The following is a 25,860-nucleotide window of genomic DNA, read 5'->3' on the forward strand; positions in this document are numbered from 1 at the left end:
GAGCACGCTCGCGATGGTCGTCAACGATGACGAGGGAAACCTGGCACCCCGTGGTGCTCTCAGGTTCATCGCGAGCAAGCTCGCTCCTACAGGAAGATGCATCACCTGTAGGAGCGAGCTTGCTCGCGAAGGCGTCCGCCCAATCTCCACATCTTCTAGCGCGAAGCCAACCCGTTGCACAGCAAACACAAAAAAGGGCGAACCCACCAAGGTTCGCCCTTTTTGCATTCCAGCTATTCAGATCACAGCTTGGCCTGCAGCAACGCCTCAAGCTTTTCCTGGTCCCGGGCAAACTGACGAATCCCTTCAGCCAGTTTCTCGGTCGCCATGGCGTCTTCGTTGGACAACCAGCGGAACTGCGCTTCATTGAGGTTCAAGCGCGCTTCGCCGGCGTGGCCCGGCGCCAGTTTGCGCTCCAGCTTGCCGGTAGCGCCCATCACCACAGTTTTGTAATCGTTGGCCTTGTAGTAGTTGTAGATGCGGGTCACCAATCGTGAAGCGTTTCATGATCTGGTGAATGCGTTGGAGCGGCATTGATTCCTTGAATCACTTGACGCCGCTTTTGTAGGAGCGAGCTTGCTCGCGAAGGTCGTGAACGATGACGAGGGAAACCTGGCACCCCGTGGTGCTCTCAGGTTCATCGCGAGCAAGCTCGCTCCTACAGGAAGATGCATCACCTGTGGGAGCGGGCTTGCTCGCGAAGGCGTCCGCCCAATCTCCACATCTTCTAGCGCGAAGCCAACCCGTTGCACAGCAAACACAAAAAAGGGCGAACCCACCAAGGTTCGCCCTTTTTGCATTCCAGCTACTCAGATCACAGCTTGGCCTGCAGCAACGCCTCAAGCTTTTCCTGGTCCCGGGCAAACTGACGAATCCCTTCAGCCAGTTTCTCGGTTGCCATGGCGTCCTCGTTGGACAACCAGCGGAACTGCGCTTCATTGAGGTTCAAGCGCGCTTCACCGGCGTGGCCCGGCGCCAGTTTGCGCTCCAGCTTGCCGGTGTCGGCCGCCAGCTTATCGATCAGGTCCGGGCTGATGGTCAGTCGGTCACAACCGGCCAGATGCTCGATCTGACTCAAGTTACGGAAACTGGCGCCCATCACCACGGTTTTGTAATCGTTGGCCTTGTAGTAGTTGTAGATGCGGGTCACCGATTGCACGCCCGGATCATCCGCGCCGGTGTACTCATTGCCAGTGGCTTTCTTGTACCAGTCGTAAATACGGCCCACGAAAGGCGAAATCAGGAATACCCCGGCGTCAGCACAAGCGGCAGCTTGAGCGAAGGAGAACAGCAGGGTCAGGTTGGTCTGGATGCCTTCCTTTTCCAGGACTTCGGCAGCGCGGATGCCTTCCCAGGTGGAGGCGATCTTGATCAGCACGCGGTCGCGGCCAATGCCGGCCTTTTCGTACAGCTCGATCAGACGATGCGCGCGCTTCAATACGGCATCAGTGTCGAACGACAGGCGAGCATCCACTTCGGTGGAAATGCGGCCCGGGATCACTTTGAGGATTTCCTGTCCCACCGCGACGCCAAATCGGTCGCTAGCCAGGCCCACATCGCCCTTGCAGTCGTGAACGCAAGTGTTGAGCAACTCGGCATAAGCAGGAAGGGCCGCTGCCTTGAGCAGCAGGGAAGGGTTGGTAGTAGCGTCCACCGGTTTAACGCGAGCGATCGCTTCGAAGTCGCCAGTGTCGGCAACCACGGTGGTGATTTGTTTGAGTTGTTCCAGCTTGGAAGTCATGGGCGTGCTCTGTCCTATGGGTCTAATGACATTACCCGAGCGCTGACAGCCACTCAAGGGCGTGTACGTGTATCGATGGCTCCGGGGGCAACAACCTGAAAACAGGTGTTTGAAAGGTGGAGCACGGTATCGGTAGTTAGGATGCCAGGCGGGCGCACAGGTTCAACTCATCTGACGGTTAGCGCCCTTGCAATCAGATCATCTGGCTCCAGGGTTTTTTGCTAACTGTCGCAATAGTTACTTGTATTTCCGATAGGGTTGAAGTTTAACTAGTTTGGTAGTTGTCTTAGTAATTGTTATAAATAGTCAATTAAATCCTTGGTGGTTAATCGGCGCGTAATCATATGTTATTTGCTAAGGGTGCGATCGTTAGAATACGTCCAATACATGTATCGAATAAAGTGTAGTGTGATAATTGTGAATCTGCGCTTGGTAGAAACGACTTCACACAGTGAAGAGGTATATGTTATTGGATGCATTTGATGATTTGATGCTTGGCTACGCACTAAAAAAATTAACCGACGTGTTTGAAGAGGTCCTGGAAGTTTCCAACAGCTCCTCTTCGGATAAGACCACGGGCGTAATGGATCTCAGACAAACTAAAACCACACAAAAACTTCCCGTCTGGCTGGGGCGCCTGCGAGCCAACACTCCTTATCAAGTGACTCATGTATTGATCGATCAGATGCACGCTGCTCGAAAGCTCAACCGCGACGAGCGCTTCGCGGCACAAGCTGCCTTGCTCGAGGCGCTGGTGGAGGAGGGGCTGGCGATGCACGTAGCGAGTTATTCGGTCGCCGTCGTAGAGAAACGGCTAAAGTGCTTTGTGGATCACTGAATTTTGCCTGCTGAGCACATGTCATATCCAAAACACTAGAAGTCTGCGCGAGACGTGAGGAAGTAGATTGGAGTCAAGACTGTACATTGCTCAATTCGCCGGCATCACCGTCATGCTCCCGGCAGCGCTGGTGGTTGCCGGTTGGTTGTGGAGCACTGCATCAAGAAAACTCGCCCTCGTATGGCTAGGCGTACTGTCCGTAGCCTATTTTGTCGTCGGTCTCAGTAAAGTGCTTTTCAAGGGCTGGGGAATTGGCCTGGAAAGTCTGGATATCGCGGTCATCAGCGGCCACGCGATGAACGCCTGCCTGGTGTCGACCGTTGTATTGAGTTTGCTACTGCGCCAGCTGGATCATCGCCTTCGATGGCTGGCACTGGGTGCGGGGCTGCTGTCGACCTGGTGGTTCAGTATCCAGTATGTCGCGCAGTCGATTCATCCACTGTCGGAAGCCATTGCCGGGGCGGTTGTGGGATCAGCTGCGGCCTGTGTATTTCTTTTCAGGCTGGAGAAAAAGCAAATCCGCAAAATTCCCATGCCGGTCCTCGCACTGGGGCTCGTGGTCATCGTGTTGAGTACGAGTATTCCGAAGTACACGGCTGAGGGTGTCTTGAACTCGGTTGCAGTGACTTTGTCGGGGGCTGAAAAGGCGTTTACGCGGCCTCATTGGCGCACGTCTGGTGAGCCGTCACGGTTGTAGACGTTGGCTGATTGCGATTCGCGCCGAGAGGGCTGTACTAATCTCATCGATCCGAGCCAGCAGTTCTGCGGTTTTCAACTGCATCAGCGCAACATCGCCACGACTCTCAACGTTCAGCAGGATTTCCGCCTGAGTCTGCGAGAGCTGAACCTTGAAGCGCCATTGCGCGAACGTCAGGCATAGACCGTCACTGTCGTCCGCGTCCAGCGCTTTACTGGCATACAGCGACCGAAGATGCTCCAGCACGGCAATCGGATTACGCACTGCGCAGCCAATTTCCCCTGAGGAAGGAAACAGCCCGATCCGCTCCACCAACAACCTTGGTTGAGGTGAAGTGGGGGAGGGAGCTCTTTCGTGCGTCCGCAACCAGGCCATCAATCCACTATTGCCCTCGGTGAGCGATTTATAGACAGCGTCGATTGGTGATCTGGAAGCGTTCATAGCGGTCTGCCTTGCACAAGGTTTATGGCCGCCCAGAAACGCGGCACCCAAGAGCTGAAAAATACCGTTTACAGGCCTAATGCCGATCAGTTAAGCCGTAACACGCATCGTGTAGCAGCTGGCGAAGCCTGCGTTCGGCTGCGCAGCAGTCGTGAAATCAGGCTACGCGGTGTTTCAGGAAAACCGCACGCGCAGGTTTTACGACTGCTGCACAGCCGAACGCAGGCTTCGCCAGCTGCTACCGGTTGTGTTTGGCTTAACTGATCGGTATTAGATTACAGGCCTTTCTTATACAAATTCTCATAACAGAAATTGGTAGCGTCGATGTAGCCTTCCGCTCCGCCGCAGTCGAAACGATTACCTTCGAATTTATAAGCCAGCACACAGCCACTCTGCGCCTGCTTCATCAACGCATCAGTAATCTGGATTTCACCGCCCTTGCCGGGCTCGGTATCGGCAATCAGGTCAAAGATATCGGCCGTCAGAATATAACGGCCAATAATCGCCAGATTGGACGGAGCATCTTCCGGCTTAGGCTTTTCAACCATGCTGTTGACCCGATAAATACCTTCGCGAATCTGCTCGCCAGCGATAATCCCGTACTTATGTGTCTGATCGTTGGGCACTTCCTGGATCGCCACAATCGAACAGCGGAACTGCTTATAGAGTGCGATCATCTGAGACAGCACACCATCGCCGCCAATGTTCAAACACAGGTCGTCAGCCAGGACGACCGCAAAAGGTTCGTCACCAATCAACGGACGGCCAGAAAGAATCGCATGCCCCAGCCCCTTCATCTCCACCTGACGGGTGTAAGAGAACGTGCACGTCTCCATCAGCTCGCGAGTGCTCGCCAGGAATTTTTCCTTTTCACTGCCGCGAATCTGGTGTTCCAGCTCGTAGCTGATATCGAAGTGATCCTCCAAAGCCCGTTTGCCACGACCGGTAACGATCGCCATATGCTGAAGGCCCGCATCCCGAGCTTCCTCTACGCCGTACTGGATCAGAGGTTTATTCACAACCGGCAGCATTTCCTTAGGCATTGCCTTTGTGGCAGGCAGAAAGCGAGTGCCGTAGCCGGCTGCGGGGAATAGGCATTTACGGATCATGTAGGGGTCCTGTTAGATCGCCGATAGAGATGTGTGTAACGGAAAAGAGCTTTTAATTATTGTTTTAAGTCATCTTGCTTACGATTAATGGCGCATCCAGCGCCAAGCAATCATCAAGCCGATCAACACACCAAAGGCATTCGCCAAGGCGTCGTAAGGTGATGCAGTGCGCAGCGGCATCAGTCCTTGTGCATATTCGATAAGGATCCCCGTCAGCAGGCAACCCAAGGCGATCCAGTGCAACTTGACCCGCAGGAAAGCCAGCCGGCAACTAAAAGACAACGCGAGAAAACCAACCAAATGATGCAGCTTGTCTTCCTGGGCAAAGGCTTCGGGAATCGGTTGCGCTCGTAACCCGGCAGTCAGCAAGACCACAGCAACGGTGATGAAAAACAGAGTACGTATCCAGAGGGGAAGTTGCGTGAGACCCAGGAGCAACGTACTCATTCGGTGATTTTCTCGAAGTTTTTATAGAATGCATCGCTGTTGCGGCCATCGGTCATGGTGTGCAGCGAATACTGGCGGTTAAGACGCGCGCCACCATCGCGGGTCAACGGAGCCCAGACCAAGTTGGCGCGACGCATCGTCGAAACGCTCATCAATTCGTCGAAAGGGACCGAGATATAAATACCTTTGTCGAAGCTACCCTCACCGTACTCTTCTTTCGAGACCGTGGTGCGGGTGACCCAGCCACCGAACTTCACGCCATTACTGAACTCATGCGACAGATCGATTGTGGTACCCCAATCGCGCGCCAGATAACGCCCAACACTGATCGCTCCCTGCAAGTCGAACGGCAGTTCTGTGTAGGTGGTGATATGACCGGTCACGGTCTTATATCCGCGCAGACCAAAACCCTGGTCAAAGTCACGCTGGCGTACATAGTTCAAATCAGCACCCAAGGCCCAGCGCTCGCCCATGGGGCGGTACAGCAATTCACCGCCGACCCCGGCGAACATGGACTCCAGATAACCGCCATACACCATGCCATACAAGTCTTGATCCAGCTGCTTGGCATGGTTGAGCTGAAAGGTCGGCATTGTTACGTCTGAGGTGATGACGTACTTGCGCAAATCAGTCCGCACTCGGGGCAGGTTGCTCGGCGCGTCGTACTTGAACTTATCGAAGTTGTTCAGCAGATTGGTGCTGATAACCCCACTTGTCCACGTGTTGCGGGTAAAGCGGTATTCTGCGTCCACATCAGCGGTCAGCTGGTACAGCAAACCGTCAGGACCACCAATGTTTTGCTTGTAACCCAAGCCTAAACCATAGGTAAAAGGTTCGAGTGCCTGGGTGTACAGAGTGTTTTCAACGTGTGGCGTGGCCCGGTTCAATTCGGTGGTGCGGTGCAGGTCTGTAAGGTCTTGCTGGTTGTTCACCACGGCCCGGAAGGTTTCGCGCGGCACACTGGTTTCTTCCACAGGCATGTCGTAACGCTTGTTCACCACCGTGAACCAGTCGATTTCGTCATTCGCGCTGTTGTCCAGAATCCGGCTGGCCCGGCCCACGCCTTTAGCCGAGTAGAAATAGCGCGACTGCTCGCCATACACAATCAGCTCGGAATCGCGCTGAGCAATGCGCTCGACCTTATAACCTGCGTTGTTTTCGAGTCGTTTGGAAACCCCGGCCCAGTCGACCTGATCGAGCGGCGTAGTCGGCGCGCGTGCCGGAAGCACTTCGACAGCGGGATCGTAGCGCTTGGCCGGCGCCTTGCGGCTGGCGAAATTGGTATGCAAAGTGATGCCGAACAACGCGGTATTGCCGCGCTCCCAACCCGCGGTCAAATCGACAGAGTCGCTGAGCTTGTAGACCGCCCCGAGGTTTATGGGCGAGTCCTGCTTCTGGCTACTGTTCAGCGGCTCGTGCTTGTAGTCGTTACCGTCGAACTCGAGTTTCACGCTCAAGGGGGCCCAGGGCGTCTGATAGGCCACACCGCCAAACAACGCGGGCGAGCCTCGAAAATACGAGTTGGTATTGACGTCGCCCGCGTCCGCGCCGGTTTTTACCGGGCGTGTATCAAAGCGCGAGTCGATGTGCCCCAGCGGGTTGTCGAAATCCCCCCGGTTACCGATGTAGCCCCAAGCAACGCCCAGGCTGAAATCCAGATTGTAGTAACGTTTGTTCGCCACAAAGTATTCGCTGGAAAACAGGCCGGTACCCCCGACATCGCGAAAACCGAGCGCGACCTCGGGCAGCCAATGGCTTTCTTGCCAGAGGCGGGCTTTGACATCGACCGCCTTGTCTTTATAGGTCTGGTCGCCACTGAGTGCCTCGGTCCCGTATTTATGATTGCCGATGGAGGTATAACGGAAAGTACCTTCCAGCCAATCAAGGGGCTGGACTGAAATGCTATAGCGGGAATAAGGGTCTGTGCGGTTGGCGTTCAAGCTGAATTCACCGGCTGGCGCCATCCGTGCGGTAGGGGTTTGCAACAAACCCACGCCACCGAAATCATTCTGGGTAAAGCGCGGCTCGCCATGAGCCAAACTGTAGGGCAACAACACTACGGCGGCAAAACGTAACTTCAAGGGGCCACCTCGGGCAGCGGTTGGGTGGCGAGAAACTGAGCCAGCTGCTCGTTCAAATCGGGTGTGGGTAGATCCGGATTATCGTTTCGCACGGGCACCAAAATCATGCTGCCCGCAGCGGCAAATATCCCATCTTCGCGGTTCCAGGCGGCGATGCCGACTCGCTTGACCTGGCCGTTGGGCTGAATCAACCACAAGTAATCGGTATCTGCGTCGCTCACCGGCAGACAGCTTTTGAGATATTCATGGGCTGGTTGCAGGGCGCGATAAGGCAGCGTGCAGGGTTTTCCACTGCGCCCAGGACAGTGACCGTAGTCGGGCGTCGGGGGTAAATCAGCTGGTCGCCGTCATTGAGCGAGTAATTGCGGGCGAACGCGACCTCCAGCGCCACAGGGTCGAGCACCGCGACTCTTCGGCCGGTGACGCGTAGTCGGCTGACCTCTTCAAACAGGCGCGCAGCCAGGGCCGCAAGGCTGCTTTTTTCTTCCAGCAAGGCACCGCGTTGCAGCATCTTCAGATCGAACAGCACCCCAGCTTTAAGTCGGGTTTGCTGCTCCAACAATGGCTGGTGCAGCCAAGCGGCGGCCAGCCAGTAACTTTCGGCGTTCGGCTGTGCCTGGCTGACGGCATCGAGCAAGCGTGCACCTGGCACGAACGTGAAGGAACCGGCGTTTTGTACATCACCCGTGACCGTGACAGCGGCCTGAGTCATTGCAGAACTGGCCAGCAACAGGCAAGCCGACAGCATTTTTGAATATCTCACCGAGCCGTCTCCCGGTCAGGGCGCAATTGCACAATCTTCAAGAAAAGTTCCGGCGTGAGATGTTGTTCGCTCTGCAGGATCAAGCCATCGTCAGGCCTGACCCAAAAACGGTTGGTGGCCTTGAATCCCAACTCGGGTATGTCAATGCGTTCGTCTATGCGCTGCAACGCATAGTCCTTGTTCAGGATGGTGACGGTTTCGATGGACTCTCGACTGAAACGACTGTTGACCGTCAGCCCGACCCGCGGACCCTGATAGAGATCTATCCAGCGGGTGCTGCTGTAACCATCTGGCAATCGCTGCAAGCCAAGCTTGAACGGCGAATCACCGTCGAAGCGGGTGCCATCGAGATTGACGCCCAGGCCGACGGTGCGCACGACCAGACCATCGCGCATCAACAACACCTGCTTGCCGGAGGCGACCCAGAACTCCAGGTCGCCCTGCTGGCGAAGTTTCGCTAACACACCTTCGCTGGCGTCCGTGGTGACCTTGATCTGCGCATAGGGCACGGCCTCCACTTGCGCCGCAGTCACTTCCAGTGGTCGAACGCCCAGCACGGAGTCTTTAAAGGTATCCAGGGACGCCTGCATCAACGGATTGCAGCCACACAGCAGTAAACCCACCGCCAGGCATGCGCTGTTACGCAAAGTTTTCAAAGCGGCTCAAACCTTATCGACTGCTGGCTTCACTGAGATTGTTTTGAGCCGCCGCTCCAGTACCCACGATAACGGCCGATGGTACCAACTGGCTGATCAAGCGGTTCCAGCGGGTCACGCCTGCAGGGCCGACGTAGACAATGTCCTGGGGTTGCAGATCGAAGCGGCTGGCGAGGGCAAAAGCAATAGGCGATTCGGCGTCCAGCTGAAAGACTTTTGCCGGCTCGGTTTCAATGTTTTCCGCACCCCGAATGACATACAGCGCATTGCCGTTGGACGTGGTCTGGCTCAGTCCACCGACCGTTCCGATCGCATCCGCCAGATTCATGTGGTTGATTTTGAACGTGAGCGCCCGAGGCTGGTTGACCTCACCCATGACGTAGATCTTTTTCCGGTCATTGTAGGAAGGTACAACTGATCGCCGTCTTTCAAATAGACGTTTTGCAACTGCGAGCCTTTGCTGTTGAGCGAGTCCAGGTCCAGCGGATACTCACGTCCGTCCCGGGTCAGCGTCAGTCCGGCGAGGTCGGCATTCAATGGGTCGACAGTGGCAGCACCGACAGCTTCGACGACACTGAGCGGCGAAGTAGTGATGGGCTGTGGACCCGCTTTCAAAACGGCACCGGAAAGGACGATCCTTTGGCTGGCGAAACGTAAAACACTCAAGTCGACTTGAGGGCTGTCGACAAACTGTGCAAGGTGCTGGGAGATAACCGAGCGCAGCTCTTCAATGGTTTTACCCGCGGCTTGAATATTGCCGACATAGGGGTAAAACATAGTGCCGTCCGGGCGTACAAGACGTCCGTTAGCGTCAATTTGCTGCTGTGGCCCCGAGGGTGCAGTCAACTCTGGATGGTCCCACACGGTGATATACAGCACATCGTTGGCGCCAATCCGGTAAGCCCCCGGCTTGAACGCCAGCAACTCGGCTGGCACCGAGGTATTCACTTTTGTCGCCGCGTTCTGGGCAATCAGTTTGGGCGTTATCGGAATCAACTCGACCCGACTGCTTTCCGGTGAGCCATCACGACCGACCTGACTGGTATCCAGGTGTTGACCGGGCGAGAACATACAGCCTTGCAGGGCAACGCCTGCAAGCACAGCGAGCGACAAACTACGAATCATCATAGGGGACACTTGTGGAGGGAACACGTTAAAACCACCCCCGGATTACTCTGGGGGGGGGAGGGCGATCAACCTGGCGGTGGGCTTAGCGGGTGGTACCGGTGGTCCCGGTAGTGCCAGTAGTGCCGCCGTCATTGTTGCTTCCGCCGCCACTGGATGACAGCGCTGCGGCGCCGGCTATAACCGCGGCGCCGATGCCGAGAGCAGTCCCTGTGGTCAGGCTGCCCACGAGAGGGGTGGACAGATTCAAAGAAGCGTTTGCTGCGGGTTTTGCAGGTGTGCCTGGAGCAGAAGACGCAGCGGGAGGCTCAGCGGCGAAAACGGAAGCACTTAAAGAAAGCATTAGAGCGGAAGCAAGAAATTTGGTCATGGTAGATTCCTTTTTTATGCATCGTCGGTATTGGCGGTGAAACTAAGAAGCAAGCGTGCAAGGCCAAAAACTCGGAGCGTCCAGTAACGTTAAGGATAGTATTGATTCGAACTCGATGAGAGTTGACCTCTGGGTCATTCCTCAGTGAGATTATCTTGCGATTATTGCCTCAAGAATACCTGTGTAGGACGCCTAACAGGTCTGACGTTTTCTAACGTGATCGCGGTTTCTAACATTGGTTAGCCATGCCAGAGGGCGAGTCCAATGTATGCAATCCATGAATCTATGGTCACCCCGTTTCTGCAATACTGATTAGCGGGCGAAGTGGTTGGCTTGCTTAAATCTATCCGGCGTCTATCTGGGGCATGCCCCGCGCCACAATGTGAGTCGCGCCTGACGAACCTAAAAAAAACCAGCGGCTTCATATAGCCTGTTCATGGATCAGGTTCTTCGCCAGGCCGGAAGGCCGTTTACATCATTCGTTATTCAGCTATCGCAAAACCTGGAAGCCAAATCGTGGTACTGCAACAACCGCAGGGTCAGACACATCAAGATGTCTGGCCCTGCTTCAAACTCGCCATGGTGGGCTGCTATTGCCCAGCTTGTTCGCCAGTGCGCAGGCCACCGCATTGGAATGCCGTCGCATCAGTAGCAAGCGCACCCCATCGGCCAGAGCCCCTTTCTGGTGTTCAAGCCGCTGCATGTAAATCCTGGCGCACTGAACCAGCATTCGCCTGAGATGCTTGTCACTGCGCTTGCTGATCCCCAGCAAATTCGCCTTGCCGCCCGTGCTGTACTTTCTGTGCACCAGGCCAGAGGTATACCTTTTCGACTTTAGCGTCGGGTCGCATCATGACGTACTGGCTCCTGAGAGAAATCGGTAGCATAGCTTCGGGGATCGTGTTGATGGATCGCATACTCTCTATCAAACCTGTGGATGGCTGGAAAAAGCTGATGGGTATGGGCGAGTTACGCGTGTAATACGAAGAAATGGACTGAAAAGCCCGACAACGTGTTGCGCATGTGACGTTATCGCGATAAATGGCGCTGAACGGTATGGAATACTCAACTTGCCGCTCGGTTGCGGCAAGTTGATCGGAGCTTCCTTAGGTATCGACATCGACAAAAACACGTTTCACTTGCATGGCCAAGATGCGAAGGGATACGAAGTATTCCGCAAAAAATGAATCAAAGACAATTGATCCAGTGACTGGCGGCTCTTGTTGGTTGGCCTGGTAAGTGATTGCTTTGAGCCACTAGGCGAAATTGATCGCCCCACTACATGTAAAGCCGGTTGTCATGGGTAACAAGAATGACTTATCCCTAATGCATCTGCACCTTTCGCATGCGCAGCGATATTTAAGTCAATGAGTGGTCTTCATGACTGCACCGGAGAGAATGACCTTTTGGCTAACGAACCACAGAGCACTTAGATCCACCTGATGGCTGTCTATGAATTGCGCGAGGCGTTGGGCACAATTTATTGCGGGAACTGTTGGCGTTTCTTTTGTTGGATTTTAAGTTTTTCTTTGATGACCAGCCAAATGAAATTACTATTGGTAGTAAGATAGCGTCTCCACATCCGCCCGGGCTCTTGGGTTAATCGAAAAAACCATTCAAGACCGAAGTTTTGCATCCATAAAGGGGCGCGCTTCGTTTTTCCTGAAAGAACATCAAATGAACCGCCGACGCCCATTAAGATAATTTTGCGGTGTATGTTTTTCTTTGCGTAATTGACGAACTCTTCTTTTTGTGGTGAGGGTGTTCCGATGAAAACTAATTCAGCTTCACTGGCTGCGATAACTTCAATAATTTCTGGCCATTCATTTTTCGTGAAGTATCCATTTCTGTAGCCAGCTACAATGTTTTCTGGAAAAGTGCTCGTTATTTCTAAGGCAAGCTTTGATACTACTTCTTCGTTGGCACCCAGAAGAAAAATCTTTTTTCTTCTGAAGTGAGATTCTTTAATTAGTTCCGAAAGCAAATCACATCCAGTCACGCGTGGTAACTTTATGCCTTGCAAAAATCGCATAGCGTAAACAATTGACATGCCATCCGCGTTTATTATATTCGCCTCGTTTAGAGCAGTGTGTACCTCGGCGCTCTTGTATTTGAGGCATGCCTTGAAAGCGTTCATGTCCTCCCTCACTATGGGGTGCGAGGTATGCGTCTCAGAAAATAAGTACTCAACGGTGCCTTCCATATCTAATGTTGAGATATTCACGCCAAAGGCATTTATTGATTTGGTAGAGTTGTTCATTTTGATATAACCTGTTTATAGGCGCTTAAATATCTATTCCCCATCTCTTCAAGAGTAAAGTATTTTTGATAGTGATGAAGTGCTTGAGAAATTATTTTTGCTTCATTAATTTTTCCATCAATAGCACCTTCCATAAGACCTGCTAATGTTTCAGGAGAGTTAGGTTCGAACATCAGGCCATGCTGTTTGTCTGTGAATAACTCCCGCATTCCACCAACATTAGAAGCGAGAACTAGCTTTTTATAGGAGAAAGCTTCAATTGGTTTTAGTCCAGCCACTTTTTGAGTAATGGGTAAATCCCGGCGAGGCAAAACTATACAGTTTATTTTTGAGTAAGCTGTTCCAATATCCGAGTATTCAATGCGGCCATGAAATTTTATGTTGGAGCTAAGACCTAATTCTTCAACCATTTTCTGAAGAAAATCTCTCTCTTTTCCCTCACCGTAGATGTTTACGGAGAAATCGTCTCTTCTCTGGGCGAGAATGGCGCTAGCTTCAATAAGCGTTTCTAGTCCCTCGTAATAGACGATTGAGCCAATATAACCGAAGGAATAATTTTCGCTCTTTAAAGTGTGCTGTTCGCTAGGCGGTGGGACGCAATTATGAATCGTTTGGTTGTTACGAGGGGCAGTCTTAAAATAATGGTCTCTTATTCCGTTCGATACAAAAAATACATAGCTGGAATAAGTGCCTGTAAAATATTCCAAATACTTAATAAGTTTTTTTTGCAGTGAGATGAATGCGCCACCACTGATGTCGTCTTCCCAAGTGGAGCGCATTTCATATACCACTTTCTTATTCAGGATAAATCCTGAAATAAGAGCGGGAATGCCCATAGCAAATGTAGCGTGTGCATGAATCACGTCGGGATCTTCTTTTCTGCAAATATCAATAATTCTTTTTGTGAAAGGTATTATTGAAAATGCTCTCCCAATACGTTCTAGTAATGTTCGTTGATTTTTAACGCCGTCAGCTTCTTTCTCAGGTCCGCAGCGGTAGTATGTTACGCCATTGTTCAGCTCGATATCTGCATTACTATTTAAGCTTTTTTGAAATGGCGAACTAATAACAAAACTTGATATGCCCGACATTTTCTGTGCCGATAATATGTTTTCCAGTCTCGATACTGAGCCGCAGACAGAGGGCCATGTTTGATGGGATACATGACAAATTTTCAATTTGTGATTTTCCATTGTTGCAATGGCTCTCGTTTGTTCATCAGATAAAAGGAAAGGATGTATATAGCTAGTGCAGGATGGTATGCAATTGGGAATGTCAGCATGATTATTCCACAAAATATAAGAGATGCAGTCTTTGCTCGATCTGGTGCATCAAATGAGGCAAGCCTTAGCAAGGCTAAAACATAAATTATCGAGAATATTCCGATTTTTACGTATAGGGTTATATATGTTGAGTCTACTGTGTTATTCCTAGTGTCAAGATTCTGGTAGTCAAACCAAGGAATTAAAATGTTGTGCCTAGTCCAGATCCGAAAATGTAATTGCTAAATTCATAGTCATTGATGTGAGCCATTGCGGGAGAGAATCTTGTAGTTAGTTGCGTTAAAATTCCGGATAGGCTTAAGGCGCTTGTAATTCGTTCAATTCCTAAGTTTATTGCGATTTGCACACCAGTGAATAACATGGCGATAGATAAAAATGCTGCTTTGATAACAGTGGCTGGATTTTTAATGTTGGACATGATTACAGACAAAAGGACAGCAATGATAAAAACTCTATAACCTGAAATCAAAACCACTACAAGGCTCAAGGCAATTGCTAGTCGGCGGAGATTGGTTTTGTTTGTGGCAGGATTTGTGAACGCACTAATCACATATGCGCAGCATAGATAAGTACAGATACCAAAATATCTGTATCTATTTTCCTCATCATAAAAAGCATTAGAAAAGCTCAGTATGCCTAATAAGATCGTAAGGTAAGTTGCTATTGTGGCTGTCGAGGAAATCACGATGATTTTATCAATTTCACTCGGGGATAACGTAATTTTCCTGAAAAGGCATATTAGTAGTAGTGGGGCCGTTAAAGTTATTAAGGGTCTAATGTCTCTTATAAGGTACTTTGGCTCGCCGTTATAGAGGTATATGGCTGATAAAATATATGCGAAATATATGAGGATTGCTATTGCCACAATTTTTAGTTTTTTTGGTATTCCTTTTTTTACAACAAAAATTGCAGAAATTGGCAGTGCAACCCAATAAAAGTGCTCAAAAAAATATATGCCAAGAACTGACACTTGCGTTTCAAATGCGAAAGAAGAAGGAATGACGCAACTCAAAATTATAAAAAATTTTAGAGATTTTCTTTTATGAGTTAGGGTCAGTAGACTTGTCATTAGTGCAGCTAATGAGTATATCGCGTACATATATTCTATTTTATTTAAGGGGTTAAGCTGCTTTAGCACAGCGTTTCTATTCAAATGTAGTTGTGCCTGGAGAAAACCTTTTGAAGGTGTGCATATGCATGATTTGATTTGCTGTAAAAATCTAACCATCAAGATTTTTGGTTTGGACTTTGCTCCTCAACTATGCACGCCACTATTCTTTGGGCAAAGAATATTCTGAACTGTTGTTTTTAGAAAGGCAGGAAATTCTACCGCCAAGTCGTCATGTGTCGCATAAGTCCCTAGGTTGAACACAAAGTTCAACTTGTTGCGTTCTAAGTCGTTAAGCAGTTCTTTAATATGTAATGGATACATGCTGTCAGTTTTTGAGCAGAAAATATCATAGGTACAAGTTGCGCTTATTTTCTTTTCAAGGATTTTTCTTGATAATGAGTTAAGAGAATTGACTGATTCTATCGAGTTATCCCCGCATATGAACTTGAGTATATGTGCGTGATCTGGGGTATTGAGATATTCCCCCAGTAAATATTGAGGGCCACCCGCTATTATATGTGTATTTTCATAGAAGGATGAGAAAAAAATTGACGCATACCCACCTTTGCTAGAGCCAGCAAATACCATCTTTTCTATTTTATTTTCTGCTCTTATTTTATTGATTAAGGAAATTGTAGCGTCTTGTATTTGAAAGTTTCCGTCTCGGCCTAGATAGTAAGACCCCTTTGGTCGAAGCCGAAGTCATCTAAGATGAAGAGTCTATTTGTGGTTACATCCTTGAGGCTGCGCATGTAGTTATAGCGCGCTGTGCTGTTTGCGGCAGGGAAAGCAGAAAATACAACAACAAGACTTCGGCTCTCTTTCTCTTCGTGGAAAACATATTTCATCGGATGCAGGGCGCATGGGTGTGTTTTTTCATTGAAAGCTTTTTGTTTTTTTCTTCTAAGAGACCAAGTGCTTTAGTCATTTTAACTAATATGGACATCTGTAGCTCCGACGTATGTTTTTAGTATGTAAGCTGATCTTAAAAGCCAGCCTGCAAGAATGCTTAAATAAAGGGTTGGAGTGATCGCATTATTTGTTAGGTAGTCAAAATGATAAAATAATAGAAATAATAGTAAAGGGCATAAAGATATAATGTTGGCTATGTGGTGAGAGCGAGGTGAGGATCCTATGCTCTGGATAGCAGAAATTGTTGAGTACGGAATTCTGCTGGCGCCAATTGCTAGCATAATCAAACACGATAATTTATGCTCGTCGTCGAAAAGCGGAACGAATAAAATTATTGGTAGAATTGAAGTGTAGATGACGACTGATGTATATGCTTGTTTTTTTATCGTGGTAATAACATCTTTTTTACATTTTCCATTTTTAATGTGCTGTGTTTGGTTTATTGCTAAGTAGCTTGAAATTATCAGTAGAGGGGAGAGTAAAAGGTTTTGGTATAGAAAAAATTGACCCAGTGTTTCCAGTCCAAAATTTGTCTGAATAAATAATCTATCGCCAAATGAAAGTGCCGCTCCTGTAAGCATAGTTAGAAGGAAGCTGAAATTTAAACTTGAATTGTATGTTTTGTTGTCCTTGGAGATGGTTGCACGAGGGGCTGAGATTGGATATGTTTTGAGTGTGATTGCTACGAATATTATTTGAAATATTGTGCTTGGTAAAAGCAGCGAGGTTAGTGTGGGGGATGGCAGAAGTAAGCAAGTAACTGCGCCAGCCAGGAACGAGATCTTCCAGCTCGCAGCGTGTAGTTGTGAGTGAAATTTTAGGTCTCTTCCTCGGTCAATGTAGCAGAATAATGTAGCTCCGAGCCCTAGGGTATATAGCGTGTATACTATCGCTATATCTAATATTCCAATGATGGGGGTGGTTGTAAAGTTATATAGATACAATATCCCTGCAATTGGCGAAATAAAACAGAGTGATACAGACGTGTGAAGCTCTTTTTTGGGTATTTCAAGACTTTTGTTTTTTATGGAAGATAGTCTTAAAATGCTTTGTTCGTGCCCTAATAGTCCAAACGATGTTGATATCGTTAGCAGCGTAGCTATTAAAGAGTAAGCTCCATAATCGACGCTATTCATTATCTTGGATAGTGAAGCATTTGCTATAAAAAAGGCTGCCGCCCCAGCCATAAGGGCTAGAGCGGCGGCGTGGTTTTCTACCTTACCTCTGACACGCGAGATTATTTCCATATTCCACGGGTATCAATGATTTTTCCAGAAATTTTGTCACGTGGTACAGACTTGAATTCGTTGTGGTCGACGAGGAGGACTATTATATCCGCTTCAGCTAATGCTTCATCAAGGCTAGTAAGCGTTAAGTTACTTTTGAGCTTAACTGGTAACTCTGAAATATTAGGTTCTACTGCAAGAGTGCGTCCGGGGTGGTTAGTAGCGATATTTTTCGTAATAGATGCTGCAGGGCTTTCTCGAAGGTCGTCAATGTCTGGTTTAAAGGATAATCCAAAACATGCGATCGTTAATTCGCGTACGGTTTTTTTAGGGTTTGTCCGCAATAAATCGTTAACTGCCTCATTAACTTTACCGAGTACCCACTGTGGCTTACTATCGTTTACCTCTCGTGCAGTCCTGATCAAGCGAGCTTGTTCCGGGGTTTTACTTACAATAAACCATGGGTCCACTGCTATGCAGTGTCCACCGACCCCAGGGCCGGGTTGTAAAATATTTACTCGCGGATGCCGATTGGCCAGTTGAATTAGCTCCCAAACATTTATTTGCAGTTTGTCGCAAATCATCGATAATTCATTAGCGAAAGCAATATTTACATCGCGGAAACTATTTTCTGTCAGCTTGCACATTTCCGCAGTGCGGGCATTTGTGACGATGCATTCGCCCTGGACGAAAATTTTGTAAAGGCTGATGGCCAATTCGGAGCACTTCGGTGTCATGCCACCAATAACACGGTCGTTCTGTACTAGTTCACGCAGCACATGACCTGGCAGTACACGTTCCGGGCAGTGAGCAATGCGGATGTCGGAGCTTTCACCGTGGGTTTGCGGAAAGCTAAGGTCTGGGCGAGCTTCGGCGAGCCATGTGGCCATCTGTTCGGTGGCGCCGACCGGGGAGGTCGATTCAAGAATGACCAGATCGCCTTTCTTCAACACTAGGGCAATGCTTTTACTGGCCGATTCGATGTAGCTCAGGTCGGGTTCATGGTCGCCCTTGAACGGCGTAGGCACGGCAATTAAGAAAGCATCGGCGGGTTCTGGTTGGGTGGTGGCACGTAGATAGCCTTCGGTCACAGCCGCATGCACCACCATATCCAGATCCGGTTCAACGATATGAATCTGACCACGGTTGATGATATCAACCGCGTTTTGATTAACATCGACGCCGATCACTTGTATTTTGCGCGAAGCGAAGACAGCCGCAGTGGGCAAGCCGATATACCCGAGACCAACGACGGAGATGGTTTAAAAGGCATGGTGCGTCCTTGAATGTGTTGTGTAGATACGTTTTTCAATCTAGATAACAGCCGAGCAAAGCAACGGCTGTTAAGTAAGGAAGGGGTTAACGAGCGAGCAGCGCCTCGATGATGCGCTGGCAGGCGTTACCGTCGCCGTAAGGGTTATGGGCGTAGCTCATGGTGCGGTAGGCCACGGTATCGGACAGCAAGCGGTTCAACTCGCGGGCAATATCGGCGGTTTCGGTCCCGACCAGTTTGACCGTGCCTGCGGCAACAGCCTCTGGCCGTTCTGTTGTATCGCGCATCACCAGCACGGGTTTGCCCAACGACGGGGCTTCCTCCTGGATGCCTCCGGAGTCGGTCAAGATGATATGCGCACGGCTCATCATGTGGACGAAAGGCAGGTAGTCCAGGGGCTCGATCAGGTAGATGTTGTCAATGCCGGTCAGTAGTCGATTGACGGGCTCGCGCACATTGGGATTGAGGTGTACGGGATAGACGATATCAACCTCTGGATGTTGCTGGGCAACCTCCATCAACGCCTGACAGATGCGCTCGAAGCCGTCACCGAAACTTTCCCGGCGATGGCCTGTAACGAGGATCAATTTTCGAGCCGGGTTTAGGAAGGCGGCCGGTGCAGAGGCTTGGGCAAGCAGTTGCTGGTCCTGATCGAGGCGTTTGACGACATCCAGCAAGGCATCAATCACTGTGTTGCCCGTGACGACGATAGTGTCTGGATTAATGCCCTCGCGCAGCAGATTGGCTTGCGACGTTTCGGTAGGCGCGAAGTGCAGGTTGGCCAACGCCCCTGTGAGTTTACGATTGCCTTCTTCTGGCCACGGAGAGTAAAGGTTTCCCGTGCGCAAACCGGCTTCCACGTGCGCAACCGGAATCTGCTGGTAGTAGGCCGCGAGGCTGGCAGCAAAGGTGGTGGCGGTATCACCGTGAACCAACACAATATCGGGTTTGAATTCGGCCAGGACTTTTTTCAGCCCTTGCAAGATCGCGCTAGTTACATCGGTCAGGTCCTGGCCGGGTTTCATGATGTTCAGGTCGAAGTCCGGCTCAATGGAAAACAATCCCAACACTTGATCGAGCATTTCACGGTGTTGGCCGGTGACGCAGACTTTCGCCTCAAAGCGTTCATCTGCCGCCAATGCCAACGCAAGAGGAGCCATTTTAATGGCCTCAGGACGGGTGCCAAAAATGCATAAGGTCTTCATAGGACGGTCCATATGTTCGTAATTGAAGGTGAGGGTATGTTTGGACTGACTAACAAATGTCGTTTCAGATCTATGCTGTTAAAAGATCTGTACCCAGCTTTTGTTTGTCCATAGAACTACGCCGTATTAACGGATAACCATCGACGTGGGGCTGTACGAATTTGATTTTTGCCACGCTACCGCCCCAGGATTAATTGCTAGTCCCTGAAAGCCACATTGTTTATTGATGTCTCTGCATCTTTTTTTTCAGCTGCAGTAGCAAGGCTGAGTTAAATTGCTACCGCCATGCACTTCTGCTTGGCGGTAGTGAGGTATCGGTACAGTTAGTGAGCTAAACGTTCTCTGACTTATATTCGTAGTTGTAATAACCGTAATCGGCATAGCCATATTTGGCCGAGGCGCGTTTTTCAACGCCATTGAGAATGGCGCCTTTCAAATCAATGCCGTTTTGAGCAAAGCGACGCATGGTCAATTCAATTTCACGAACCGGGTTAAGCGCAAACCGCGTCACAATTAAACTGGTACCTGACTGGCGACCGACAATCGCAGCATCCGTCACTGCCAGCAGTGGTGGGGTATCCAGAATCACCAAGTCGTACTGGGCGCTGACCTGTTCCAGAAAGGCACTGAAGTTCGCGTGCATTAGCAGTTCTGAAGGGTTGGGCGGTATTTGTCCGCGGCCGATAACGTCAAGGTGCTCGAATTCAGTTTTATTGATCGCGGTAGCCAGGTCGCAGCGCATGACTAGTAAATCAGAAAGTCCGTTTTCAGCTGGAGTTCCGAATACCTTGTGCAGATAGCCTTTGCGCATATCCACGTCGATAAGCAATACACGCTGGCCGGTTTGAGCGATGACTGCGGCGAGGTTGGCGGAAACGAACGTTTTACCTACTTTGGGGCTCGGGCCGGAGACCATCAGGCGATTATTGCCGGCTTCTAGCATGGCGAAGTGCAGGCTGGTGCGCAGGCTGCGTAATCCTTCTATGGCCAAGTCGGTCGGGTGACTGCTGGCCAGTATGGGGGCGGCCTTGTTGGCGCGGCCTCGGCCACTGCGGAGGATTTTGCTTTCTTCACTTTTTTGCAGCGTACTGAAAGGAATGGATGCGTATACCGGCAACCCCAGCTGTTCAATTTGATCCGGATTTTCCACGCCGCGGTTAAGGGCTTTGCGAAAAAGCACCAATGCAATCGCTAGGAATGCTCCAAGCAGGGTAGCAATCAGTACAATCAAGGCCTTCTTGGGTTTAACGGGCTTGCGCAAATCAACATCGGCGGTGTCGACCAAGCGCACGTTGCCCACGGTGCCGGCACGCATCACATCCAGTTCCTGGGATTTATTCAGGAGCTGGGTATAAATTTCGGTGCTGACTTTTACATCGCGGGTGAGACTAAGGAGTTCTTGCTGCGTTGAAGGCAGGCCCTCGACTTTTTTGGCCAAGTTATTCTGCTTGGCTGTCAGTTCGCCTAATTGACTGAGCAAGGCCCGATAGGCGGGATGCTGGGGGTAAACTTGCGATCCATTTCCGCTTGCTGCAATTTCAGTGTGGAGATGCTGGTGTCAAGCGCCACGATCTGATCGAGAATGGCTTTGGCTTCCAGGCTGATATCGATGGATTTACTACGAATTTGATACTTGTTCAGGGCGTTTTCGGCAGTTTCCAGGTCTTTACGGACCTGAGGCAGTTGATCTTTCAGAAACTCCAGGCTTTGAGCGGCTTCGGCCGATGTCCGCTCAACATTCTGCCGTACATAGAGATTGGCGATTTCATTGAGGATTTGAATGGCTTCAGCCGGTTCCTCGCTCTCAAGAGCAAGCCCGATCATGCCGGATTCCTTACCACGCTCTGACACATCAAGTACCTTTTGGTACTTCAAGATACTGGTCAGGCGTGGGTCACGCACAATTTTGAACGTTGTATCAGGATTGGCGTGCAACACTTCGACCTGCAGTTTAATGCCATCTTGGTTATAGGCTTGACCCACTTGGCTTCGGACTAGGACATTGTCGTCCTCGTCCAGCAACGTGAAGTGACCGTTTTCACCGCTGACCAAGGTTAGTTCCTGGCTCAGGAGCTCTTGTGGGAGCTCGAGCTGAAATATTTTCAGGGTTTCGCCGCCCCAGGCAAAACTGCTCATGCCAAGCCAGGGCTTCGCGACCGTATTATCAGCGTCTGGTTTGAACCGACGAGCAATAAAGTCGCCGATCACAGGAAAACGGTTCGGCTCGACCGTAATATCAAGCGATAGATTGTCGACAACCTTGCCAATGATGGCGCGCGACTTGATTAATTCGATTTCTGTGGCTGAAGGTGACTCTTTACCCAACATGCTGTTGATATCGGAGAAACCGAGCATGTCATTTTTTTTTGCCTCCACCTGAATCAAGGCAGTTGCCTGGTAAACAGGAGTGGCCAACACCGCATACGCCGTTCCAACGGCCATAGCGGCGGCAGTGATCCCGGCAACCAACCATTTATGATCGACCAGTGTCCCGAGTAGGCCCATCAAGTCGATTTCATCATCGTCATGTGAGGTTAATGCTGGAGCTTGCTGCATAAGTGGGTTCTTTTTTAACAGGTATTCGAGGAATGGTTTAGCGTGCGAGACGCCTTGCCCAGGCGGTTACTGCTTCTTCAATCAACGCGTACGCATGCACAAAAGCAGGTTTGCCTTGACGGTAGGGGTCGCTGATTTCGCGGTTGTCCTGCCACTTGCCCAGCAAAAAGACCTTGCCTCGCGCTTCAGGCGCGATCTTGAGAACACGGTCTATGTGCGACTGCTCCATTACCAGGATCAGGTCCGATTCGCTGATGACGGCAGGGGTCAGTTGATTGGCTTTGTGCTCTTTTGGCAGATGGCCATGCTCTTCCAGTACGACCCGGGCGGTGGGTTCGATCGGGTGGTCTTGTAGCGCGCCAAGACCCGCGGAGCTAACTTTGATATCAGACTGCCCCAGTGCTTCTCGCAGCAAATTTTCTGCAGTAGGACTTCGGCAAATGTTGCCAATGCAAACGATTAGAATATTGTTAAACAAGGCAACCTCCCTGGAAATTCCACACTTGCTGTGATGGTGCAATTGGAAAGACTACAATTATGCTTTTCTTCAATGGCACTTCTTTGACGGCTTGCAGCTATTGGGTGTGCGCCTCTTTCCGTGAGGTTTACCGTACTGAATGAGCCTTTCCACTGCAAAGACCCTGACCTGCTGCAATCTGGAGGTCGAGCGTGGTTAACAACGGCTATGCTAAAAATCATAACTGCCAACCCACGACAACATCAACCATTAAATGTCATGCAATTATTGAATGCCACATGGCAAAAATAATAGCCATGTATAAAGTCAGATAAAAAATAACATTGTTGGTTTTTGTCGGACGAATTTTAACGTTTCGGATTTTTATGTGTTGTCCAGTATTGGAGGTGTGTTAAATATCTTGATGTTTAGTTTGATGCTAAGAGTGAGGAGTATTGCCTTGCGTGGAGGGATCTCTATCGTTCGCTCATTACTTATAAGTTTTTTATGTTTTTAAAGGGCGAAATTTCCATGACCCGCCAACTCCGTTTTTCAGGTGCGTTTCCATCCTTGGGAGAAATCCGTAGCAAGGTCGAGGATTCTATGCAGGCGATAACCACGGAGCTGCATGACCGCATAGACGGAAAAGGTGCCGATTGTGTCCATCCATAATACTGCGGCTGTTCAAACGACCTTGCGTGAGAGCCTTACTGCCAGCGCTTGGTATTTGGTTCAATGCAAGGCGAGCCAAGACGAGCGTGCGGAGATCAATCTGGTTAACCAGGGATATACCTGTTTTCGTCCTACACACCGGCGCGAGCGTGTTTTACAGGGGAGCAGGAGGATTGTTCGCGAGTCGCTGTTTCCCAGTTATCTGTTTATCCGGCTCGGTTCGGGTGAAAGCTGGGCGCCTTTGCGTTCTACCCGCGGTGTTCTGCGAGTTGTCAGTTTTGGAGGCAAGCCGCTGCCCGTAGGTGATGCCTTGATCGCGCAACTTTATGAGCACGATGGTGGTGCCCCTGTGGAGGCGCGGTTTGCTTGTGGAGACAGGGTGCGTATCAATGAGGGCCTTTTGTCGATCTGGAAGCGATTTTCCTGGCGATGGAGGGAGAGCAGCGAGTGTTGCTCCTGATGACACTGCTGCAACGTGAGCAAAGAATCAGTGTGCCCTTGGTGGGTATTAGTAAACGTTGAGATGGCGCATTGCTCTCATCATCAGCCAAGGTAGTTATCGTGCGCCTGCGCGCACTGCAATAGCCTCGGTCAGTCAGCTAACGAGCGGATACGGTTCTAGCCACAAGGTCAGTTGCCGTTGTTGTCGCTTCCCCAGTAGGCATTGAGCTTCTTTTGTAGCATCAAGAAAGCAGTGCTCTCCACCAAGGCCGCAACCTTGCGGCGCACCTCATGTTCCGGCTCCCGAATACGGCTTTTAACGTCGCGCGATTGCCCGGCATTCACTTTATTAACGTTCGCCTGCTTCCGGTGCGCTTGCCTAAAGGTTATCGCGGCTACCTGATGCCGACGATTACGCAGGTTAAAACGTCTTGGGTGCGCCATCACTTGGCGTGCCGATATCGCCCTGAATCGGATCAACAAGCTGTGCGGTATCGAGCGAGATTTACCAGAAGTCGGCGTTGTACACCGCCCTGAAAATCGATAGCAAAACAGCCTGCCGGGGTTGGCGCCGTTGCAAGCATGGCTGGGGAAAGCGCCGTCACGAGTGACGGCGCAATCGCACAGTGCAAGGGGGCCGCGTCCCGACTCACGTCCCTTGATTAAACCGATGGCGCACCATCAATAAACTGAAGTCTCGCTATCAATAGATGTCTTTTGACAGCAAGGTGAAGGGCGTCTTTACCAGGATTTTCACATCCAGCCACAACGACCAGTTATTGATGTACTTAAGGTCGATCTCGACGCGCTTCTGCATTTTGTCGAGTGTGTCGGTCTCGCCGCGGAAGCCGCTGATTTGAGCCAGCCCGGTGATCCCCGGTTTGATTCGGTGGCGGGCCATGTAGGCGAGAATTTTGCCGGAGTAGTAGTCATTGTGTGCAATGGCATGCGGACGTGGTCCGACCAGAGCCATATGGCCTTGCAAGACATTGAACAACTGCGGTAACTCATCGATGGAAGTGCGACGGATAAAGCGCCCGATCGGGGTAATCCGCGAGTCATTACGACTGGCTTGCTTGACCTCGTGATCGTCATGAACGCGCATCGAGCGAAACTTCCACACCTGGATGACCTTGCCATTCCAGCCATGACGATCCTGTTTGAAGAAAACCGGACCCTGGGAGGTAAGTTTCACCGTCAGGCCAATCACCAGCAGCAATGGACTTAGAACGACAATGGCCATCAGTGCCACGCTTTTGTCGAGCAGGCTTTTGCTCAATGCGGCGGTGGGTTGGCTGGTCAGCGGGCTTTCATTCAAATGGATCGCCGGAAGGCCGTCAACATCGCTGACCGAATGATTGAGCAGGGTCAGGCTGTTCAAGTCCGGAACCCAGACGACGTCTACGTGGGCATCCAGCAAGTCGCCATACATGGCTTCGATTTGTGCCGCTTCACTCAGGGGCAATGTGATGTACAGACGACTAATGTCGTGGGTCTTGATCAGCTCCAGTAGTGCTTCTTGCGGACCTACAACAGGTGGCGCACCCGCCTCCAGGACGGGACTGGTGTCGCAACTTACCAGGCCGACCAACGGGAAGTGCTCGAGGGTACGAAGCTTGTTAGCCAGTCCCAACGCCAGCTCGCCGGTACCGACGATCAGCGTTTTGCGCTCACTTTGAAGTGACCGTTGGTAGTACTTCGAGAAACCTTGCAGTGGGACGTACAACAACGCCTGCCCGATGTAGCTGCAGACAGCCCATACCAGAATGATTTGACGGGAAAACAGTTCATTGGCCTTGCAGAGGAAGGCGACAATAGCTAACGCTGCCAGAGTCATTGACCAGCCCATAAATAGTCTGATCAAGCCCTCCAGGTAATTGTCCTTCTTGGCATAAACGCCGCACCAGGAATATGCTGGCACCGATGCCAGTACGGTCAGTGTTGCGCACACTCGATAATAGAACTCTACCGTTCCCGTCTGGTTATAAACCAATAGAAGTAACAGGGCGACAACAAAGCCCAGGCCCAGTACCCACTGTCCCCAGAAGGTCAATCCTTTGAGAGTGGTATTTCGATTGATACGAAGATTGTTAACCATGCGATATCCTCAAAATACGTCCATTTGCGTGTCGACAGACAAAGCCAAAGTTGATCTGGCATGCGTTATTGTTTTTATAAAATGGTCATGCGCCGACG

19 protein-coding genes and 7 pseudogenes are annotated in these 25,860 nt (G+C 50.6%); 4 read left to right on the top strand and 22 right to left on the bottom strand.

The window, feature by feature from the left end; genetic code table 11:
• Positions 1 to 242 precede the first annotated feature (242 nt).
• Both CES87_RS17815 and tal read right to left on the bottom strand, forming a co-directional pair.
• A pseudogene (locus CES87_RS17815) lies at positions 243 to 488 on the bottom strand (transaldolase family protein); the annotation flags it as partial.
• 326 nt (positions 489 to 814) lie between these two features.
• Positions 815 to 1,741 carry a transaldolase gene (gene tal, locus CES87_RS17820; protein WP_128607154.1) on the bottom strand — a complete coding sequence of 309 codons (927 nt, stop codon included), beginning with the start codon at positions 1,739 to 1,741 and terminating at the stop codon, positions 815 to 817.
• A gap of 469 nt (positions 1,742 to 2,210) precedes the next feature.
• On the opposite strand from tal, the gene CES87_RS17825 reads away from it, so the two are divergent.
• Complete coding sequence (locus CES87_RS17825; RefSeq protein WP_128607155.1) at positions 2,211 to 2,579, top strand: hypothetical protein; 369 nt, start codon at positions 2,211 to 2,213, stop codon at positions 2,577 to 2,579.
• 67 nt (positions 2,580 to 2,646) lie between these two features.
• Positions 2,647 to 3,276 carry a hypothetical protein gene (locus tag CES87_RS17830; protein WP_371858223.1) on the top strand — a complete coding sequence of 210 codons (630 nt, stop codon included), beginning with the start codon at positions 2,647 to 2,649 and terminating at the stop codon, positions 3,274 to 3,276.
• On the opposite strand, the gene CES87_RS17835 is transcribed toward CES87_RS17830, so the two are convergent.
• From CES87_RS17835 to CES87_RS17875, 9 genes and pseudogenes are all read right to left on the bottom strand, one after another.
• Entirely contained in the window at positions 3,265 to 3,540 is a 276-nt protein-coding gene (locus CES87_RS17835) for a hypothetical protein (RefSeq protein WP_128607156.1), read from the bottom strand. The genes CES87_RS17830 and CES87_RS17835 overlap by 12 nt on opposite strands.
• A gap of 452 nt (positions 3,541 to 3,992) precedes the next feature.
• The gene (gene galU, locus CES87_RS17840) at positions 3,993 to 4,826 is read right to left on the bottom strand and encodes a UTP--glucose-1-phosphate uridylyltransferase GalU (protein WP_128607157.1); all 834 of its coding nucleotides are present in this window, start codon (positions 4,824 to 4,826) and stop codon (positions 3,993 to 3,995) included.
• 84 nt (positions 4,827 to 4,910) lie between these two features.
• The gene (locus tag CES87_RS17845) at positions 4,911 to 5,273 is read right to left on the bottom strand and encodes a VanZ family protein (protein ID WP_128607158.1); all 363 of its coding nucleotides are present in this window, start codon (positions 5,271 to 5,273) and stop codon (positions 4,911 to 4,913) included.
• Positions 5,270 to 7,354, bottom strand: coding sequence for a YjbH domain-containing protein (locus CES87_RS17850; protein ID WP_128607159.1), 2,085 nt, complete (start codon positions 7,352 to 7,354; stop codon positions 5,270 to 5,272). Before CES87_RS17850 ends, CES87_RS17845 begins: the two co-directional genes overlap by 4 nt.
• Positions 7,351 to 8,117: pseudogene (locus CES87_RS17855) on the bottom strand (capsule biosynthesis GfcC family protein). The gene CES87_RS17850 and the pseudogene CES87_RS17855 overlap by 4 nt, the downstream one beginning before the upstream one ends.
• Positions 8,114 to 8,773 carry a YjbF family lipoprotein gene (locus CES87_RS17860; protein ID WP_128607160.1) on the bottom strand — a complete coding sequence of 220 codons (660 nt, stop codon included), beginning with the start codon at positions 8,771 to 8,773 and terminating at the stop codon, positions 8,114 to 8,116. The pseudogene CES87_RS17855 and the gene CES87_RS17860 overlap by 4 nt, the downstream one beginning before the upstream one ends.
• A gap of 13 nt (positions 8,774 to 8,786) precedes the next feature.
• Positions 8,787 to 9,898: pseudogene (locus CES87_RS17865) on the bottom strand (polysaccharide biosynthesis/export family protein).
• A gap of 85 nt (positions 9,899 to 9,983) precedes the next feature.
• The gene (locus tag CES87_RS17870; protein ID WP_128607161.1) at positions 9,984 to 10,268 is read right to left on the bottom strand and encodes a hypothetical protein; all 285 of its coding nucleotides are present in this window, start codon (positions 10,266 to 10,268) and stop codon (positions 9,984 to 9,986) included.
• Between the two features lie 568 nt (positions 10,269 to 10,836).
• Positions 10,837 to 11,082 (bottom strand): annotated as a pseudogene (locus tag CES87_RS17875) (transposase); the annotation flags it as partial.
• Between the two features lie 277 nt (positions 11,083 to 11,359).
• Between CES87_RS17875 and CES87_RS33240 the strand changes: the two are divergent.
• Positions 11,360 to 11,525 (top strand): annotated as a pseudogene (locus tag CES87_RS33240) (IS110 family transposase); the annotation flags it as partial.
• Between the two features lie 223 nt (positions 11,526 to 11,748).
• On the opposite strand, the gene CES87_RS17885 reads toward CES87_RS33240, so the two are convergent.
• The 9 genes and pseudogenes from CES87_RS17885 to CES87_RS17920 all read right to left on the bottom strand — a co-directional run bounded on the left by CES87_RS17885 (position 11,749) and on the right by CES87_RS17920 (position 22,572).
• Positions 11,749 to 12,528 carry a WecB/TagA/CpsF family glycosyltransferase gene (locus CES87_RS17885; RefSeq protein ID WP_128607162.1) on the bottom strand — a complete coding sequence of 260 codons (780 nt, stop codon included), beginning with the start codon at positions 12,526 to 12,528 and terminating at the stop codon, positions 11,749 to 11,751.
• Positions 12,525 to 13,721: a glycosyltransferase gene (locus CES87_RS17890; protein ID WP_128607163.1), complete on the bottom strand. Its 1,197-nt coding sequence runs from the start codon at positions 13,719 to 13,721 to the stop codon at positions 12,525 to 12,527. The genes CES87_RS17885 and CES87_RS17890 overlap by 4 nt, the downstream gene beginning before the upstream one ends.
• The gene (locus tag CES87_RS34355; RefSeq protein WP_371858224.1) at positions 13,703 to 14,017 is read right to left on the bottom strand and encodes a DUF6369 family protein; all 315 of its coding nucleotides are present in this window, start codon (positions 14,015 to 14,017) and stop codon (positions 13,703 to 13,705) included. Before CES87_RS34355 ends, CES87_RS17890 begins: the two co-directional genes overlap by 19 nt.
• Positions 13,993 to 14,781: a DUF6369 family protein gene (locus CES87_RS17895; RefSeq protein ID WP_128607164.1), complete on the bottom strand. Its 789-nt coding sequence runs from the start codon at positions 14,779 to 14,781 to the stop codon at positions 13,993 to 13,995. Before CES87_RS17895 ends, CES87_RS34355 begins: the two co-directional genes overlap by 25 nt.
• Positions 14,782 to 15,851: 1,070 nt before the next feature.
• Complete coding sequence (locus CES87_RS17900; RefSeq protein WP_128607165.1) at positions 15,852 to 17,081, bottom strand: hypothetical protein; 1,230 nt, start codon at positions 17,079 to 17,081, stop codon at positions 15,852 to 15,854.
• Complete coding sequence (wecC, locus tag CES87_RS17905) at positions 17,072 to 18,319, bottom strand: UDP-N-acetyl-D-mannosamine dehydrogenase (protein WP_128607166.1); 1,248 nt, start codon at positions 18,317 to 18,319, stop codon at positions 17,072 to 17,074. The genes CES87_RS17900 and wecC overlap by 10 nt, the downstream gene beginning before the upstream one ends.
• A gap of 100 nt (positions 18,320 to 18,419) precedes the next feature.
• Entirely contained in the window at positions 18,420 to 19,538 is a 1,119-nt protein-coding gene (gene wecB, locus CES87_RS17910; protein WP_128607167.1) for a non-hydrolyzing UDP-N-acetylglucosamine 2-epimerase, read from the bottom strand.
• A gap of 331 nt (positions 19,539 to 19,869) precedes the next feature.
• Positions 19,870 to 22,094: pseudogene (locus CES87_RS17915) on the bottom strand (polysaccharide biosynthesis tyrosine autokinase).
• Positions 22,095 to 22,131: 37 nt separating this feature from the next.
• Complete coding sequence (locus CES87_RS17920; RefSeq protein ID WP_128607168.1) at positions 22,132 to 22,572, bottom strand: low molecular weight protein-tyrosine-phosphatase; 441 nt, start codon at positions 22,570 to 22,572, stop codon at positions 22,132 to 22,134.
• 673 nt (positions 22,573 to 23,245) lie between these two features.
• Here CES87_RS17920 and rfaH point away from each other — a divergent pair.
• Positions 23,246 to 23,745, top strand: a pseudogene (gene rfaH, locus CES87_RS17925) (transcription/translation regulatory transformer protein RfaH).
• Positions 23,746 to 23,853: 108 nt separating this feature from the next.
• On the opposite strand, the gene CES87_RS17930 reads toward rfaH, so the two are convergent.
• Both CES87_RS17930 and CES87_RS17935 read right to left on the bottom strand, forming a co-directional pair.
• Complete coding sequence (locus CES87_RS17930) at positions 23,854 to 24,111, bottom strand: hypothetical protein (RefSeq protein WP_128607169.1); 258 nt, start codon at positions 24,109 to 24,111, stop codon at positions 23,854 to 23,856.
• 256 nt (positions 24,112 to 24,367) lie between these two features.
• Positions 24,368 to 25,762: an undecaprenyl-phosphate glucose phosphotransferase gene (locus CES87_RS17935; RefSeq protein WP_128607170.1), complete on the bottom strand. Its 1,395-nt coding sequence runs from the start codon at positions 25,760 to 25,762 to the stop codon at positions 24,368 to 24,370.
• Between the last annotated feature and the right edge of the window lie 98 nt (positions 25,763 to 25,860).

The sequence above is a fragment of the Pseudomonas sp. ERMR1:02 genome (genome assembly GCF_002277815.1).
Taxonomy (GTDB): domain Bacteria; phylum Pseudomonadota; class Gammaproteobacteria; order Pseudomonadales; family Pseudomonadaceae; genus Aquipseudomonas.